Here is a 16,791-nt window from a genome sequence, read left to right on the forward strand (position 1 = left end):
CGCCCCATGGGCCTAGCCTGCCGGGGAACCTTGCCGGAGCCTGTCATGTCCGATCCCCGCACCGTCTATCTGGCCGATTACCGGCCTTTCTCGCATATCGTCGACCGGGTGGAGTTGAGCTTCCGGCTGGATCCGCGCGCAACACGGGTGGCGGCGCGGCTGCATCTGCGGCCGAATCCCGAGGCGCGGGGCCGGCATCACCTGTGGCTGGATGGCGAGGAATTGCGGCTGGTCTCGGTGCGGCTGGACGGCGCGCTTCTGGACCTGACGCCCGAGGAGAACGGCCTGTCGATCCCGGCGGAACTGCTGCCCGAGGCGCCTTTCGTGCTGGAGACCCTGGTCGAGATTTCGCCCGAGGCGAATACAGCGCTGGAAGGCCTGTATATGTCGAGGGGCATGTATTGCACGCAATGCGAGGCGCAGGGGTTTCGCAAGATCACCTATTACCCCGACCGGCCCGATGTGATGGCGCCGTTCAAGGTGCGGATCGAGTCGGACCTGCCGGTCCTGCTTTCGAACGGCAATCCGGTCGCCACCGGCGAGGGCTGGGCGGAATGGGACGATCCCTGGCCGAAGCCCGCCTATCTGTTCGCGCTGGTCGCGGGCGATCTGGTGGCGCATCACGCGCCTTTCACCACCGCCTCGGGGCGGGCGGTCGATCTGGGCATCTGGGTGCGGCCCGGCGACCAGGACCGCTGCGCCTATGCGATGGACAGCCTGATCCGCTCGATGCGCTGGGACGAAGAGGTCTATGGCCGGGAATATGATCTGGACGTGTTCAACATCGTCGCGGTCGATGATTTCAACATGGGCGCGATGGAGAACAAGGGGCTGAACATCTTCAACTCGAGATATGTCCTGGCCAGCCCCGAAACCGCGACGGACGAGGATTTCGCCCGGATCGAAGCGATCATCGCGCATGAATATTTCCACAACTGGACCGGCAACCGCATCACCTGCCGCGACTGGTTCCAGCTGTGCCTGAAGGAAGGGCTGACGGTTTTCCGCGACCAGCAGTTTTCCGGCGACATGCGGTCGGCGGCGGTAAAGCGGATCGAGGATGTGCTGACCTTGCGGGCGCGGCAGTTCCGCGAGGATCAAGGGCCGCTTGCGCACCCCGTCCGGCCGGAGAGCTTCGTCGAGATCAACAATTTCTACACGGCGACGGTCTACGAAAAGGGCGCCGAGGTGATCGGCATGCTCAAGCGCCTTGTCGGTGATGACGGCTATGCCCGCGCGCTGGATCTGTATTTCGCCCGCCATGACGGGCAGGCGGCGACGATCGAGGACTGGCTCAAGGTCTTCGAGGATGCGACCGGGCGCGATCTGGCGCAGTTCAAGCGCTGGTATTCCCAGGCCGGGACGCCGCGGCTGAAGGTCAGCGACGACTGGGCGGATGGCACCTATACGCTGCATCTGGAACAGGTGAACCCGCCGACGCCGGGGCAGGACCACAAGGACCCCAAGGTCATTCCTGTAGCGGTGGGGCTGTTGAACCCCAATGGCGACGAGGTGGTGCCGACCACGGTGCTGGAACTGACAGAGGCGAAGCAGAGCTTCCGCTTCGAGGGGCTGGCGGCAAAGCCGGTGCCGTCGATCCTGCGCGGCTTTTCGGCGCCGGTGGTGCTGGAGCGCGAGGTCGGCGCCGGGGAACGGGCCTTCCTGCTGGCCCATGACACTGATCCGTTCAACAAATGGGAGGCGGGGCGCGCGCTGGCCAAGGATGTGCTGGGGCGGATGGTGCGTGACGGGGGTGAGCCGGGATCGGACTGGCTGGAGGCCCTGGCGCAGGTGGCCTTCGACGAAAGCCTTGACCCGGCTTTCCGGGCGCTGGCGCTGCGGCTGCCCTCGGATGACGATATGGCGCAAACCTTGCAGGGCGCGGGCATGGTGCCCGATCCCGACGCGATCTGGGCGGTGCGGCGGCGGGCGGGCGAGGCGCTGGCGCGGCGGCTGGCGCCGGGCCTGCCTGGGCTGATGGACCGTCTGGCGGACAAGGGGCCCTTCACCCCCGATGCGAAGGCGGCGGGGCGGCGGGCCCTGCGGGTCGTGGCCTTGCAGATCCTGTCGAAGCTCGATGGCGGCGCGGCGGCCAGGCAGGTCTTTGCCGCGGCCAACAACATGACCGAGGAAGTGGGCGCGCTGGCCGCGCTGCTGGACATCGGGCAAGGCGAGGCGGAGGTCGCGCGCTTCGCCGGGCGCTGGGCGGGCGATGCCAATGTGATGGACAAATGGTTCGCGTTGCAGATCGCGCTGGCCACGCCCGACTGGGCGGCGGCAGTGACCGAACGGCTGACATCGCATCCGGCCTTTGACTGGAAGAACCCCAACCGCTTCCGCGCCGTGATCGGGGCCTTGTCAGGCAATCACGCCGGTTTCCATGCCGCGTCGGGCGCGGGCTACCGGCTGGTGGCGGACTGGCTGATCAAGCTTGATCCCCTGAACCCGCAGACCGCGGCGCGGATGTCGACGGCGTTCGAGACCTGGCCGCGCTATGACGCCGGGCGGCAGGCGCGGGTGAAGGGCGAATTGCAGCGCATCCTCGGCACGCCCGGCCTGTCGCGCGACCTGTCGGAGATGGCAGGGCGGATGCTGGCGGCGGGCTGAGGCGCAAGCGGACCGCCGGTTTTCGACGAGAACCGGCGGAGGCGGCGCGGTGCCTGTGGCGCGAAGCGCAGGCTCGTGCTCAGCCGGCCTGACAATAGGGCTGCGACGAGGTCCATTTCGCCATTTCGGCGCGTTTGCCGCTGGCGCGGAAGGGCGCCCAGTCGCGTCCCAGGCCGTGCTTGCCATTGCCGGCGACCAGACCGTCACGGGCGACATCCTGCGACAGGATGGCCACGGCGCAGGTCAGGTTGGCCGAACCGTCCTTGAGCGCGCCTGCCGAGCTTGCGTCGCAATCATGGCCGCGCGCCGTGCCGGGGGCGATCTGCAAGAGGCCGATCCAGCGCCCGCCGCCGCCCGAGGCGCGCGGGTTCCAGGTGCTTTCATGCTTGGCCAGCGCTGACATCAGCCCGACCCAGAAGGCGCGGCGTTCGTTGAGCGAGGCGTCTTTATAGCCGGGGCACCAGGCGGTGATGTCGCGCGGCACGCGGTTCGCCAGCACGTCATCCTCGGCGGCCACGGCAACCAGCGCGGAGCTGGTCCAGTGTGTCGCCTCGGGCCGGTGGTCCCAGCGCATCGGCGGCGGCGTGAGGAAATTCAGCGCATCCGACTGCATGTCAGGCGCGACGCAGCCTGCCATGACGGGCAGGGCGGCCAGGGTGGCGAGACGACGGAGGCGGGGCACGAGCCGAGGGCTCATCCGCGAATTCCGTCGCATTTTCATCAATTCGCCTTTTTTCGAGAGCATCGAAGAGCCTCAGCAGTCCAGAAATCTTGCAACAGCCATGGCTCCTACACCCAAGTCTGCTCATATGGCGACTCGCCTGGTCCGGCCCGCGCGGGATCTTGCCCATCGCATCGGCAAGATCGCGCGCAGGGCAGGCCGGACCGAGGCGCGGGCCGCGGCGCTGGAACAGGCGGCATTGCCGCTTTCGGCGCGGCTGCATGTGCCGGTTCTGGCCGAAGCGCCGGAAGTGTCGATCTGGCGCGACATGGCCGGTGCCTATGCGGCGCAGGCCGCGCGGGGCGACTGGGCGGCGCTTCTGGGCGCGCTGGTCGCGGCCGATCAGTCGCGTTCGGCCGCGCCGGGCGGACGGCGCCTTGCGACGCTGGCTGCGGAAGGGGCAAGGGCGGCTTTGACGCAGGCCATCGCGGCGCGGGACATGGCGGGGGCCGAGGCAGAGCTTGCCCGGCTGGAACAGATGGCAGCGGCGCAGGGCGATGGCTATGGCGCGGCGCTGATCGTCGCACAGGCGCATCTTGAGCTTGGGCTTGCCCGCCGCTCGGTCGCGGCCGAAGGCGGGCCGGGCCATGTACCCTGGCAGGGCTATCTGAGCCATGTCGCGATGGCAGAGGCGGTGTTGGACCCGTTCGATCCGATTGCCGAAAACTCGCCGCTGCTGGCCGCCACGCGCTATCAGCTTCTGCGCGGGCTTGAAGATGGCGAGAGGCTGTGCCGCGACTGGTATGAGGATTGGTCCGATCTGGATCCGACCTGTCCCGAGCCGCATGCCGCCCATGGCCCGCATCTTCTGCCGATGTGGTATGGCAGCCTGGAGGGGTTCGATGCCGAGGCGCGCGCGGCGGCGCGGCGGACCGAGGATGTGGCGGGCGGTGCGGCCTATGCCGTGCTGAACATGGCGGCGGCCGAGGTGCTGGGCGAGTTGCCCCCGGGGGCCGATCACGGCCTCTATCTGAGCGGGCTGCTGGATTATTTCCACGCCACCGGCTGCCAGTATCGCGCCAATATCGCGGCCGGGGCCATGGCGGCGCTGGGCCGCACGCTGACCGAGGAGGCGCCGGGATCGCTGCGCCAGCGCATGGTGATGGAGGTTTTGGCCGATCACCTGACCGACAATCTGCGCGAGTTCCACCTGCCGGCCTGGAAAGGTGGCACTGACCTGATCCATTGGGCGCTGGGCGAGATCTTCAGCCAGGCCCTGGCACGGGGCGACCTGATCCATCTGGGGTCGGAAGGGATCGAGGCGCGGCCCGTGGAGACCTGAGCCGGGACGACGGAACCGCCCCCCTCTTGCCCCGCGCCGCCATGCGGCCTAAACGCAGGGGATCATCGCCCGAGTGCCGCAAGGGGTGCCATGCTCGATCTGTCCTATACGCTGCCGAAGCCCAAGGTCATTGCCGGGGCCAAATCCGATTGGGAACTGGTGATCGGGATGGAAATCCATGCCCAGGTCGCGTCGAACGCCAAGCTGTTCTCGGGCGCTTCGACAAGTTTCGGGGCTGAGCCGAACACCAATGTCGCCTTCGTTGATGCCGCCATGCCGGGCATGCTGCCGGTGATCAACGAGTTCTGCGTCGAGCAGGCCGTGCGCACCGGGCTGGGGCTGAAAGCCGCGATCAACCTGGTCTCGGCCTTTGACCGCAAGAATTATTTCTACCCTGACCTGCCGCAGGGCTATCAGATTTCGCAGCTCTATCACCCGATCGTGGGCGAAGGCGAAGTGATCGTGGAAATGGCGCCCGGCGTCGCGCGCCGCGTGCGGATCGAGCGCATCCATCTGGAACAGGATGCCGGCAAGTCGATTCATGACATCGACCCCAACCTGTCCTTCGTCGATTTCAACCGCACCGGCGTGGCGCTGATGGAAATCGTCTCGCGCCCCGATCTGCGCGGGCCGGAAGAGGCGGCGGCCTATGTGGCCAAGCTGCGCCAGATCCTGCGCTATCTCGGCACTTGCGACGGCAATATGCAGAATGGCAACCTGCGGGCCGACGTGAACGTCTCGGTCTGCAAGCCCGGCGCCTATGAGCGCTATCAGGAGACGCAGGATTTCAGCCATCTCGGCACGCGCTGCGAGATCAAGAACATGAACTCGATGCGCTTCATCCAGGCGGCGATCGACTATGAGGCGCGGCGCCAGATCGCCATTCTGGAAGATGGCGGGGCGATCGTGCAGGAGACGCGGCTCTACGACCCGGACAAGAACGAGACGCGGTCGATGCGGTCGAAGGAAGAGGCGCATGATTACCGCTACTTCCCCGATCCCGATCTGCTGCCGCTGGAGATCGAGCAGGAGTGGGTCGACCATATCGCCGCGACCATGCCGGAACTGCCCGATGCCAAGAAGGCGCGCTTCATGGCCACCTTCGGGCTGACGGATTACGACGCCTCGGTCCTGACGGCGGAACTGGATTCGGCCGCCTTCTTCGAGGACGCAGTTAGTCAGGCCCACGGCAAACTCGAAAACAAGCCCATAGTTATTGGGGTTTCCGTCTCAGGCACTGAAAAGATTGAGACCGTTTCCGCAATCTTGGCTCGCGCTGCACAGCTCTCGGCCAACTGGGTAATCAATGAGTTATTCGGACGCCTCAAGAAAGAAGGCCTTGAAATAGTGCAAAGCCCACTGACGAGCGCTCAACTCGCTGGAATAGTGGATCTAATCGTTTCGGAAGTCATTTCGGGTAAGATCGCCAAGGATCTGTTCGAGATCCTGTGGACCGAGGGCGGCGATCCGGCAGAGATCGTCGAAGCGCGCGGGATGAAACAGGTCACCGACACGGGCGCCATCGAGGCGGCGGTGGATGAGATCATCGCGGCGAACCCGGCCCAGGTCGAAAAGGCCAAGGCCAATCCGAAGCTGGCGGGCTGGTTCGTCGGCCAGGTGATGAAGGCGACGGGCGGCAAGGCGGCCCCGGCGGCCGTCAATGATCTGGTGATGAAGAAGCTCGGCCTTTAAGGCACCCCGGTCTCGGGCGTCGGGGGCTTTGCCCCCGGCTTCGCCTCCGCCCGGGGCGTTTTGCCAAGATGAGGGCGGTGGCGGTCAGACGCCGTCGAAGGGGAAGGTCTTGGGCTTGCGGTTTTGCGCCGACAGGCGCGCGCGCTGGAAGGCCACGAAATCCTCGGCGGGCTGGCCGGCTTCGATCAGGGTCTGAAACGGGTCGATGACCTTGGTGCGCTGCCCAGCCAGGGTCTCGATCACGGCGAGGCCGCAGAAGGGGACCTGGGCCTCGGAATAGCCGCCTTCATGAACCGCGACGAGACGACCCTGGGCATGGGTCGCTGCCACCTCCATCAACATGCGCGTCATCTCGCGATAGGTTCCGGCATGGGCCTGCATCCGGGCCAGCGGGTCCATGGCATTGGCATCGAGACCGCAGGCGATGATGATGATCTCGGGCCGGAAGTCGTGCAGCGCGGGCAGGACCAGCAGCTCCATCGCATCCAGATAGGCGCGGTGGCCACCGCCGGGCAGAAGGGGCACGTTGAGATTGAAGCCCAGCCCCGCACCTTTGCCCAGGGCATCGGCGGCGCCGGTGTCACTCGGGTAGCAGCGTTCCTGATGCAGCGAGATGGTCAGAGTGTCGGCGCGGTCATAGTAGATCGCTTCGGTGCCGTTGCCGTGATGGACATCCCAGTCGATGATCGCGGCGCGCAGCGGGCCCGCCTCGGCGCGAAGCGCCTCGAGCGCGACGGGAATATTGGCCAGAAGACAAAAGCCCATGCCGCGATCGGGCAGGCAGTGATGACCCGGCGGACGCGACAGGGCATAGGCATTGTCGACGCGGCGGTGCCAGGTGTCGGAGAGCGCGGCTTTGGCAAGGCCCGCCGATAGCGCCGCGATCTCGTATCCGCCATGCGAGAAGGTGGCCTCCTCGCCCATGTCGCCGCCGCGCTGGTCGGACAGGGCCTTGAATCGGTCCAGATAGGCCGCGGGGTGGATGCTTTCCAGATCGGCGCGGGTCGCGGCGGGCGCGCTGCGCGGGGCCAGATGGTCAAGCAGGCCAGAGACCTCGACCAGATTGCGCAGGCGTCGCTTGGTTTCGGGGCTTTCGGCATAGCCGCCCGAGGCCAGCGGTTGCAGCCAGGGCTGAAGCGGCAGGTAAAGCACATGCTCGCCGCCCGAATGCCACATGCAGCGCTCGTCATGGTAAAAGCCGGTCGGCATGGTTCCCCCTTCGCTTGTCGCAGAATCTTGCCCGGCGATCCTGCGCCGGAAGCGCGGTGAGGGGAAAGGGGGCTTGGCAAGGCACCGCCGGTCGAGGCCGGTCGGTCACGCTTTGTCCATTTGCGCCTGTTGCGCGAATCCCGTTATGGTGCCGCCCGGATCGGTGGAGACCCAGATGCAGCGATATGAATTCAAGGTCATCCCGGCGCCGCGCCGGGGCGAGAAGGCGCGGGGGGCCAAGACCACCGAGGAGCGGTTCGCTCTGGCGCTGACCACGCTGATGAACCAGATGGGGGCCGAGGGCTGGGACTATGTCCGGGCCGATGTGCTGCCTTGCGACGAGCGGGCGGGCCTGACCGGCGGGGTGAAGACCAGTTTCCAGAACATGCTGGTGTTCCGCCGGGTGCTGGGAACCGAGGCTGCGATGCCCAGCGTGATGGCCGAAAGCGTGCCTTTCGTGCGCAGCGTGATCGAGCCGGAGGCGGCGCCCGCGGTGCCGCCCCTGCGGCTGGGCGCGGCAGAACAGCCCGCCGGGCTGGCGCCGCCGGTCGGGCCGGTCAAGCCGGAACTGGCGGCCGAGTGATCAGCCTGCCGCGGCCCTGAGGGCCTGCGGCAGCACCTCTTCCACCACATCGAGCGCGGCCTCCGGCCCGGTCGAGATGCGGATACAACGGTCGAGCGGGGCCACGCCGGGCATGCGGATGAACAGGCCGCGGTCCTGGCATTCGGCCAGGACGCGGCGGGCGAAACTGCCGTCGCGGCCGCAATCGACGCTGACGAAATTGGTGGCCGAGGGCAGGGCCTCGAGGCCATTCGTCCGGGCGATGGCGGCGATGCGGTCGCGTGCGCGGATGACCCGGGCCTTCACATGGGCAAGCCAGTCCTGATCCGCCAGCGCCGCCAGGGCACCGATCTGCCCGATGCGGCCAAGGCCGAAATGGTCGCGCAGCTTGTCGAAAGCCTTGGCAAGCTCGGGGTTGGTCAGGGCATAGCCGATGCGGGCGCCGGCCATGCCATAGCCTTTCGAGAAGGTGCGGAAGCGGATGACCTGCGGGTGGTCGGGGGAAATCTGCGGCACGGCATCCGGCGGGGCGAGGTCGGAATAGGCCTCGTCCAGCACCAGCAGGCTGTGGTCGGGAAGGTTGGCGACCATATCCTCGATGACCCGGCCGGGGTGGTGGCTGCCCATCGGATTGTCGGGATTGGCCAGGTAGATCAGCCGCGCCTTGGTCTGGCGGGCGGCGTCGAGCAGGCTTTCCGGGTCTTCGTGATTGGCCTTGTAGGGCACGCGGGTCAGCGCGCCGCCGCAGCCCGCGACGTGGAAGTTGAAGGTCGGATAGGCGCCCAGGCTGGTGACGACGGCGGTGCCGGGGTCAAGCGTCAGGCGGCAGAGCGTGCCGAACAGCGTGTCGATCCCGCCGCCGACGGTGATATGGGCCGGCGTGCAGCCGTGATGGGCGGCCAGCGCCGCTTTGAGATCATGGCTTTCGGGGTCGGCATATTGCCAGACCTGTGCCGCCGCCAGTTCCATGGCGGCGATTGCCTTGGGCGAGGGGCCGAACAGCGATTCATTGGCGCCAAGCCGGGCGCGGAAGGGGCGGCCTGACTGGCGTTCCAACGTCTCGGGGCCGGTGAAGGGCACGGTCGAGGGCAGGGCGGTGGCATGGGGGGTGAGAAAGCGCGTCATGATGGGCAGAGTTACGGCCAGGGACGGGCCGGGCGCAAGGGGTGTCTCACGCAGGGACATTCGGGTGGGCAAGCAAGATCAATAGCTTGCGATCTGGAATTTACGATCTGTAAAGAAATTCCCGCCTCAGAAACCCTGGCGATAGCCGCCCCAGGGCGACAGGCCCGCGCAGGAGGCAAGCGGCAGGCCAAGGCAGAGGGCGATCAGCAGGGCGCGGCAGAGCCGGGGCATGGTGGACTATCCGAGAAACTTGCGGCGGGATTCTTCGGCGATAGCCTGCCGCATCTCGATCTGGGCGAGCCTGGCCATGGCCTCTTTCCGCGCGGCCGCGTCGGTCAGGGTGGCAAGATGGGCGCGCTGCGCGGCGGCCTGTTTCTTGAGGGTGATCTCTTCGGGCAGGACGCCCGCCTGCGCCATGATACGGAAGCCGACCGCATCGCCCGCAGAGACGAAAGCATCGCCGGGGCGGTCGGGCAGGGGTTTGCCTTCGCCTTCAAGGCCCTGGAGCTGACCCTTGAGGCGGGCTTTCTGAATCTGGCGTTCGGCGAGGCGGGAGAGCCAGGACATCTGCTTGCCCCTTTCGGACAGAAGATGCGCCTCGGTCCGCGGAAGGGCAAGGGGGGCGCTTCCCCCCGCTGCGCGCGCCCCGGCATATTTTCGTCCAGATGAAGCGGGCAGGGCGCGTCTGGCCGCGCGTCCTGCCCTGCGGATCAGGTCGCCGCCTCAGGCGAGGTCGGCGAGGCGCTTGAGGGCGGCTTCGATCTTGGCCGCCTCGTCCTCGCGGGCTTCAAGGTTGGACTGGGCCTCCATCACCACATCTTCCGGCGCGGATTTGGCGAAGTTGGGGTTGTTGAGACGCCCCTTCAGCCCGCCGATTTCCTTGGCGAGCTTGTCGCGCGCCTTTTGCAGGCGGGCCTTTTCCTCGGCCACGTCGATCAGGCCCTGAAGGGGAATGGCAAAGCTTGCGCCCTCGACCGTCAGCGCGATGGCGCCTTTCGGGGCGGCGCCTTCGCTGAAACTGTCGATGCGGGCGAGGCGGCGGATCAGCGCCTCGTTCCTCTCCCAAGCCGCGCGGGCGGCTTCGGGAAGGTCGATGGCGATCAGGTCGATCTTGAGGCCGACCGGAACATGAACCTGGGCGCGGGCCGAGCGGATCTCGTCGATCAGCGCGGTGACGAAGCCCATTTCGGATTGCGCCGCCGGATCGATCAGGTCGAGGCCGTAGGTGGGCCAGTCGGCATGGACGAGGAGCGAGGCGCGGGCGCCGGTCGTGCCCCACAGCTCTTCGGTGATGAAGGGCATGAACGGGTGCAGCAGGATCATCGACTGGTCGAGGACCCAGGCCATGGTCGCCCGGGTTTCGGCGGCGTCTTCGCCATCGAACAGGGGCTTGGCGAATTCGACATACCAGTCGCAGACCTTGCCCCAGACGAATTTGTACAGCGCATCCGCCGCCTGGTCGAAGCGGAAATCCTGCATCGCCGCGTTGACCTCGGCCAGGGCGCGGGCGGTTTCGCCGATGATCCAGCGGTTCGCCGTGGCCTTGGGCTGCGGCGGGGCGGATTGGGTGGCGTGGCCGTCCCACACGCCGTTCATCTCGGCAAAGCGGCAGGCGTTCCACAGCTTGGTGCCGAAATTGCGGTAGCCGGCGATGCGAGCTGTGTCGAGTTTCAAGACGCCGCCCAGCGTCGCCATGGCGGCATTGGCGAAACGCAGCGCATCGGCGCCGTATTCGTCGATGATCTCCAAGGGGTCGATGACGTTGCCGAGCGACTTCGACATCTTCTTGCCCTTGGCGTCGCGGACAAGGCCATGCAGGTAGACGGTGTGGAAGGGGATGTCACCCACCACGGCCAGCTGCATCATCATCATCCGGGCGACCCAGAAGAACAGGATGTCCTGCCCGGTGACGAGGACCGAGGTCGGGAAGTATTTCTGCAGCGCCTCGGTCTGGTCGGGCCAGCCCAGCGTACCGATGGGCCAGAGGCCGGAGGAGAACCAGGTGTCGAGGACGTCGGGGTCGCGGCGAAGTTCGACCAGAACGTGCGGCGTGTCACCCGATGCGTCGAGTTTCAGTTTAAGTGACTTCGCGACGCCGCCATCGGTTTCTTCTTCGAGTTCTGCATAACGAAACTCTGTATTTGCGCCGTAATAGAGACGTGCTGCTGCCTCTGCATCCTCCCGACTTGCGCCGACGAAGGCCTTCCCATTCGCAATACGATCACAAAACCAATCAACTTGGCCTCGTTGCATCTTCACGTCCGCGGCAAAACCCTCGATGGTCTCGGCATCGTAATTCGGCCCATACCAGACCGGGATCTGGTGCCCCCACCACAGCTGGCGGCTGATGCACCAGGGCTCGATATTCTCCAGCCAGTGGTAATAGGTCTTCTCGCCGCTTGCCGGGATGATCTTGGTCTTGCCGGTGCGAACGGCCTCCAGCGCCGGTTCGACGATCTTGGCAGTGTCAACGAACCATTGGTCGGTCAGCATCGGCTCGATGACCACTTTCGAGCGGTCGCCGAAGGGCTGCATGATCGGCTTCGACTCGACGTAAGGCACCAGTTCCAGGTGTTCCGAGCCGGTTTCCTTGTCGATGGTCTTTTTCAGCGTGGTGACGGCCAGCCCCTCGGCGGTGATCTGTTCGACCACACGTTTGCGCGCCTCGTATCGGTCCAGCCCACGCAGGTCTTCGGGCACGAGGTTCAGGGCGTCGACCTCGGATTCCGTCAGCGAGACGGGCTGTTCGGCGATGCCGGGGAGCGCGTAGCCCTTGGCGATCAGCCAGGCGCGCGAGGCGGCCTGGGCTACGGCGGCGGCCTCGGCATAGGGGGCGCCGTCGGCGCGCATCTGGGCGCGGGTGTCCATCAGCCGGTAACAGGGGATGCCTGCGCGCTTGGCGACGGCATAGTCGTTGAAGTCATGCGCGCCGGTGATCTTGACCGCGCCCGAGCCGAAATTGGGATCGGGATATTCGTCGGTGATGATCGGGATCAAGCGGCGGTGCTCGCGCGGGCCGACCGGGATTTCGCAAAGTTTCCCGACGATTGGCGCGTAGCGTTCATCCGACGGGTGAACCGCGACCGCGCCGTCGCCCAGCATGGTTTCGGGGCGGGTGGTGGCGATGGAGATGTAATCGCGCGTCTCGCGCAGGGTGACATTGCCCTCGGCGTCCCGCTCGACATATTCGTAGGTCTGGCCGCCCGCGAGCGGGTATTTGAAATGCCACATATGGCCGGGAACCTCGGTGTTCTCGACCTCGAGATCCGAGATGGCGGTTTCGAAATGGGGGTCCCAGTTGACCAGCCGCTTGCCGCGATAGATCAGGCCCTTGTTGTACATGTCCACGAAGACCTTGATGACGGCATCGTGGAAATTGCCCTCTTCGCCCGCGGGCGCGCCGGGGGCGCCGGACATGGTGAAGGCCTCGCGCGACCAGTCGGCAGAGGCGCCCAGGCGCTGCAACTGGCCGATGATCGTGCCGCGCGACTTGACCTTCTGCTGCCAGACGCGGGCGAGGAATTTCTCGCGCCCCATCTCGCGGCGCGCGGGTTCCTGCGACAGGGCCATCTCGCGTTCGGTCACCATCTGGGTCGCGATGCCGGCATGGTCGGTGCCGGGTTGCCAGAGCGTGTCGTCGCCCATCATCCGGTGCCAGCGGATCAGGATGTCTTGCAGCGTGTTGTTGAAGGCATGGCCCATATGCAGGCTGCCGGTCACGTTGGGCGGCGGGATCATGATGGAAAAGGCGGGGTGGCCGGGCTTGGCATGGGCGCCGGCGGCGAAGGCCTTGGCCTCGAGCCAGGTCTTCGAGATGCGGGCTTCGGCCTCGGCGGCGTTGAAGGTCTTTTCCATCGGCATGGGCGTCATCCTTTGCAGTCCGCGCGGGCATAGCGAATCCAGGCCCCAAGGCCAAGGGGGAGGCTGGATTTCCGGCACGGATCGGGCAGGATGCGGGTGGACAGGAGGGCAGGACATGCGGCGAGGTTTCACGCGGGGATCGGGGCTTTCGATCAAGGTGGCGCCTGCGCTGGTGCTGGGGCTGGTCGCGGGGTTCTTCGCTTTAATGGCAGTGATCTTCTGGCTGGCCTCGCAATCGCTGGGCGCCAGCGCGCAGCGGCTGGCCGAGGGCGGGCAGGAAATCGAGGCGGTGATCACGGACAAACGCATCGTCGAGCGGGAGGAGAACGACCGCGACGGCGACCGGCGGCGCAGCACGAACCACTATCTGACCGTCAGCTTCACGCCGCCTTCCGGCGAGGCGGTGACCGCGGATGAGCTGGTCGGGCAGACGCGCTATGACGCGGTGCAGGTCGGGCAGAAGGTGACGCTTTACTACCTGCCGGAAGAGCCGACGCTGTTCGAATTCGCGCGTGGCGACAAAGCGTCGGATGCCGGGGTGTTCCGCTGGCTTGCCATCGGGCTTGCGGGCGCGGGCTGCGCCGCGGCGGTGGGGGCGTTCCTGCTGCGCGGCAGGCCTGCCGCAGCCTGAAAAGGCGGCGCCTCCCGGCCTGGAGCCACCGGATATGTCCGGTGTGCGCGAAAAAACTTGACGGCGCAAAGATGGGTGGTCAAGGCTGGGCCCGCGGGGCCAGGAGGCATGGAACATGGCGGACAAACCCTATCACCATGGCAATCTGCGCGCGGCGCTGTTGACGGCGGCCGAAGCGGAATTGACCGAGGCCGGGGTCGAGGGGTTCTCGTTGCGCTCGGTCGCCCGGCGTGCAGGTGTCAGCCATGCCGCGCCCAAACACCATTTCGGCGACACGGCCGGGCTGCTGACAGCATTGGCGGCGGAAGGGTTTCGCGCCTTTGTCGCCGCCCAGACCGCGCGCGAGGCGCAGGCGGGCGATGGCGCGGCCGAGAAGCTGATGGCCTCGGGCCTGGGCTATGTCGATTTCGCCTGTGCGCGCCCGGCGCTGTTCCGGCTGATCTTCACCTCGCGGCGGATCGACGAGTCCTCGGACGAATTGGTCGACGCCGGAAGCGCCGCCTATATGCATCTTGCCAATGGCGTTATGGCGATGGGCGGGCGCGAGGGCGATATCGCGGCCTTCTGGGCCACCGCGCATGGTCTGGCAGAACTGATGATGTCGGGCCGGTTGGCGCAGATTGCAGATCTGCCCGAGGGCGAACGCGACGCGGCGCTGGGAACGATCCTGCGCCGCGCCATGCCCTGAGCTGTCAGAGCGCGGTTCCTCGCGTCAGCACCGGCACGAAGCCGCCATAGACCATGCGCTTGCCGTCGAAAGGCATTTCGCCCATTTCGGCCTCGTCCGACATCATATCGGCGAAGGCCTTGTCGCGGGTCGCCTTGTCGGGCCAGGTCATCCAGGCGAAGACCACCGTCTCGTCCGGTTGCAGATCGACCGCGCGCAGGAAATCGGTGTGCTCGCCGGGGGACACTTCGTCGCCCCAACAGACGACAAGCCCGGTCGCGCCCTTGTCGCGGAAGAAGGGCCACCACTTGGCCTCATGGGCGGTGTATTCGTCCTTGCGGACATTCTGGACGGGGATGAGGAAGCCGTCGACATAAGCCATGGGGGCGCTCCTGTATCTGGGGTAGGTCCAGGGTGGGGCCAGTTGCAGATTCGCGCAAAAGGCGGCGGGGGAATCCGCCGATCCTTTGGGCGCGCGCGCGCCTGGCCCGTCGATCTTCCATGCCCGGGCAGGGGCGACGACAAGCCGATCGCGCGGGAGAAGAGGTTAGACCGCGCGGTCGATCTTGGTCGAGAGGTGGATCAGGCTTTCGGAGGATTTAACCCCGGTCATCGCGCCGATCTGGTCCAGCACCTGGTCCAGCACCTGGGTGTTCGGGCAGGCGATCTGCAACAGAAGATCGAAGCGGCCCGAGGTGGTGAAGCAGCGCTCGATCTCGGCGATGGCTTTCAGTCGGGTCAGGATCGCGGCCTGGGCGCGGGGTTCGATCGACAAGAGAACGCTTGCGCGCAGCCGCCCTTCGCGCGCCCCTTCGCCCAGCTTCAGCGTATAGCCCGCGATCACGCCATTGGTCTCGAGCCGTTCGAGTCGGGCCTGAATCGTCGAGCGCGCCACCTTGAGCCGTCGCGACAGGGTGGCCACCGACATGCGGGCATCCGCCGAAAGCAGGCCCACGATCGAGCGGTCGAGTTCATCCATGGCGGCTACCTTGCAGTTTGATCATGTTTTTCGTCATTATGACGATGTTTCGCGGCATTTATATAGTTTTAATCGGTGAAGATGTCACACATATCGCGCATCCTATCTGCAGGAAAAGGGCGGCTCATACGCACCTGGCCTGGTTTACTTGAAACCACGCTGGTGCCCGGCCCACTGCCAGGGAAGGGCGAAGCGTCTTCATTGGCTGAAAGGACAAAGCTGATGGGACTCTCAAAGACGATCTGGACCAATCCGGCCGAATTTCTGCGGATGCAGCAACCGGAAAACCCGGTGCTGTTCTTCGCGCCTTCGGCGGTGCAGGCCGCGGCGCGCCGCTTCATTGACGGCTTCCCGGGCATGGTGACCTATGCGGTCAAGTCGAACCCGGGCGAAGAGATGGTGGAAAACCTCGCCGCGGCGGGCGTGCGCGGCTATGACTGCGCCTCGCCCTTCGAGATCGACCTGATCCGCCGTCTCGCCCCCGATGCGGCGATCCACTACAACAACCCGGTGCGCGCGCGCTACGAGATCGAGCATGCGGTGGCGCGGGGGGTGAAGAGCTACTCGGTCGATTCGCGCTCGGAACTGGACAAGCTGATCGAACTGGTGCCGGCCGAGGGCACGGAAATCTCGGTGCGCTTCAAGCTGCCGGTGGCGGGCGCGGCCTATAATTTCGGCGCCAAGTTCGGCGCGACGGCGGATCTGGCGGATGACCTGCTGAAAGTGGTGGCCGAGGCGGGCTTTATCCCCTCGCTGACCTTCCATCCCGGCACGCAATGCACCGACCCGCATGCCTGGGAAGCCTATATCCGCGCCGCGGCCGAGATCGCGGCCGAGGCGGGCGTGACCATCGCCCGGCTGAATGTGGGCGGCGGTTTCCCGAACCACCGCCTGCATGCGGTGGTGCCGGCGCTGGAGGACACGTTCCGCCTGATCGACCGCGTCGCGACCGAGGCTTTCGGCGACAACCGCCCGCTGCTGGTCTGCGAACCGGGCCGGGCGATGTGCGGCGATGCCTTCACCCTGGCGGCGCGCGTCAAATCGGTGCGCGATGGCGAGCATGTGTTCCTGAACGATGGGGTCTATGGCACGCTGACCGAACTGCCGCTGATCGGCGTGATCGACCGCTTCCAGGTTGTTGCACCCGATGGCACGCCGCGCACTGGCAAGCCGGAAAACCGCATCGTCTTTGGCCCGACCTGCGACTCGGTCGACCGGCTGCCGGGCGAGCTGCCACTGCCGTCGGACATCGCCGAGGGCGATTATGTGATCTGGCATGGCATGGGCAGCTATTCGGTTGTCACCAACAGCCGCTTCAACGGCTTTGGCGATCTGCAAATGGCCACGGTTCTCAGCCTCAAGGTCTGATCGTTTCGCAAACCCGTGACCGGCGCTGACGCGCTTGCGCCCCCGGCTGGACAAACCCGGCCGGGGGCGTAACCATTTTGCGGGACT

At 66.3% G+C, this 16,791-nt stretch carries 14 protein-coding genes; 7 read left to right on the top strand and 7 right to left on the bottom strand.

Annotated elements, in window-relative coordinates; genetic code table 11:
- The first annotated feature begins 45 nt into the window (after positions 1-45).
- A complete protein-coding gene (gene pepN / locus ACED67_RS00685) occupies positions 46-2,607 on the top strand; it encodes an aminopeptidase N (RefSeq protein WP_395539519.1) in 2,562 nt (853 codons plus the stop codon).
- 79 nt (positions 2,608-2,686) lie between these two features.
- On the opposite strand, the gene ACED67_RS00690 is transcribed toward pepN, so the two are convergent.
- Entirely contained in the window at positions 2,687-3,304 is a 618-nt protein-coding gene (locus tag ACED67_RS00690; protein WP_395539520.1) for a transglycosylase SLT domain-containing protein, read from the bottom strand.
- A gap of 112 nt (positions 3,305-3,416) precedes the next feature.
- On the opposite strand from ACED67_RS00690, the gene ACED67_RS00695 reads away from it, so the two are divergent.
- Both ACED67_RS00695 and gatB read left to right on the top strand, forming a co-directional pair.
- Complete coding sequence (locus ACED67_RS00695) at positions 3,417-4,610, top strand: hypothetical protein (RefSeq protein WP_395539522.1); 1,194 nt, start codon at positions 3,417-3,419, stop codon at positions 4,608-4,610.
- 90 nt (positions 4,611-4,700) lie between these two features.
- Positions 4,701-6,302, top strand: a complete 1,602-nt coding sequence (gatB, locus tag ACED67_RS00700; RefSeq protein WP_395539523.1) for an Asp-tRNA(Asn)/Glu-tRNA(Gln) amidotransferase subunit GatB — start codon at positions 4,701-4,703, stop codon at positions 6,300-6,302.
- A gap of 84 nt (positions 6,303-6,386) precedes the next feature.
- On the opposite strand, the gene ACED67_RS00705 is transcribed toward gatB, so the two are convergent.
- The gene (locus ACED67_RS00705) at positions 6,387-7,511 is read right to left on the bottom strand and encodes a histone deacetylase-like amidohydrolase (RefSeq protein ID WP_395539524.1); all 1,125 of its coding nucleotides are present in this window, start codon (positions 7,509-7,511) and stop codon (positions 6,387-6,389) included.
- Between the two features lie 175 nt (positions 7,512-7,686).
- On the opposite strand from ACED67_RS00705, the gene ACED67_RS00710 reads away from it, so the two are divergent.
- Positions 7,687-8,094, top strand: coding sequence for a DUF4177 domain-containing protein (locus tag ACED67_RS00710; protein ID WP_395539525.1), 408 nt, complete (start codon positions 7,687-7,689; stop codon positions 8,092-8,094).
- On the opposite strand, the gene ACED67_RS00715 is transcribed toward ACED67_RS00710, so the two are convergent.
- From ACED67_RS00715 to ACED67_RS00725, 3 genes are all read right to left on the bottom strand, one after another.
- A complete protein-coding gene (locus ACED67_RS00715) occupies positions 8,095-9,198 on the bottom strand; it encodes a pyridoxal phosphate-dependent aminotransferase (RefSeq protein ID WP_395539526.1) in 1,104 nt (367 codons plus the stop codon).
- Positions 9,199-9,435: 237 nt separating this feature from the next.
- Positions 9,436-9,765 (bottom strand): DnaJ family domain-containing protein, encoded by a 330-nt coding sequence (locus ACED67_RS00720; RefSeq protein ID WP_395539527.1) that lies wholly within the window; start codon positions 9,763-9,765, stop codon positions 9,436-9,438.
- 156 nt (positions 9,766-9,921) lie between these two features.
- A complete protein-coding gene (locus tag ACED67_RS00725; protein WP_395539528.1) occupies positions 9,922-13,059 on the bottom strand; it encodes a valine--tRNA ligase in 3,138 nt (1,045 codons plus the stop codon).
- Between the two features lie 115 nt (positions 13,060-13,174).
- Between ACED67_RS00725 and ACED67_RS00730 the strand changes: the two genes are divergently transcribed.
- Both ACED67_RS00730 and ACED67_RS00735 read left to right on the top strand, forming a co-directional pair.
- Positions 13,175-13,690, top strand: coding sequence for a DUF3592 domain-containing protein (locus ACED67_RS00730; RefSeq protein ID WP_395539529.1), 516 nt, complete (start codon positions 13,175-13,177; stop codon positions 13,688-13,690).
- 115 nt (positions 13,691-13,805) lie between these two features.
- Positions 13,806-14,378 (top strand): TetR/AcrR family transcriptional regulator, encoded by a 573-nt coding sequence (locus ACED67_RS00735; RefSeq protein ID WP_395539531.1) that lies wholly within the window; start codon positions 13,806-13,808, stop codon positions 14,376-14,378.
- 4 nt (positions 14,379-14,382) lie between these two features.
- On the opposite strand, the gene ACED67_RS00740 is transcribed toward ACED67_RS00735, so the two are convergent.
- Together ACED67_RS00740 and ACED67_RS00745 are read right to left on the bottom strand one after the other, a co-directional pair.
- Positions 14,383-14,739, bottom strand: coding sequence for a DUF1428 domain-containing protein (locus ACED67_RS00740; protein ID WP_395539532.1), 357 nt, complete (start codon positions 14,737-14,739; stop codon positions 14,383-14,385).
- Positions 14,740-14,904: 165 nt separating this feature from the next.
- Positions 14,905-15,336, bottom strand: coding sequence for an Lrp/AsnC family transcriptional regulator (locus ACED67_RS00745; RefSeq protein ID WP_395539533.1), 432 nt, complete (start codon positions 15,334-15,336; stop codon positions 14,905-14,907).
- Between the two features lie 222 nt (positions 15,337-15,558).
- On the opposite strand from ACED67_RS00745, the gene ACED67_RS00750 reads away from it, so the two are divergent.
- Entirely contained in the window at positions 15,559-16,704 is a 1,146-nt protein-coding gene (locus ACED67_RS00750; RefSeq protein ID WP_395539534.1) for a type III PLP-dependent enzyme, read from the top strand.
- The last annotated feature ends 87 nt before the right edge of the window (positions 16,705-16,791 follow it).

This window comes from Neotabrizicola paludis, assembly GCF_044142105.1.
GTDB lineage: Bacteria > Pseudomonadota > Alphaproteobacteria > Rhodobacterales > Rhodobacteraceae > Pseudogemmobacter.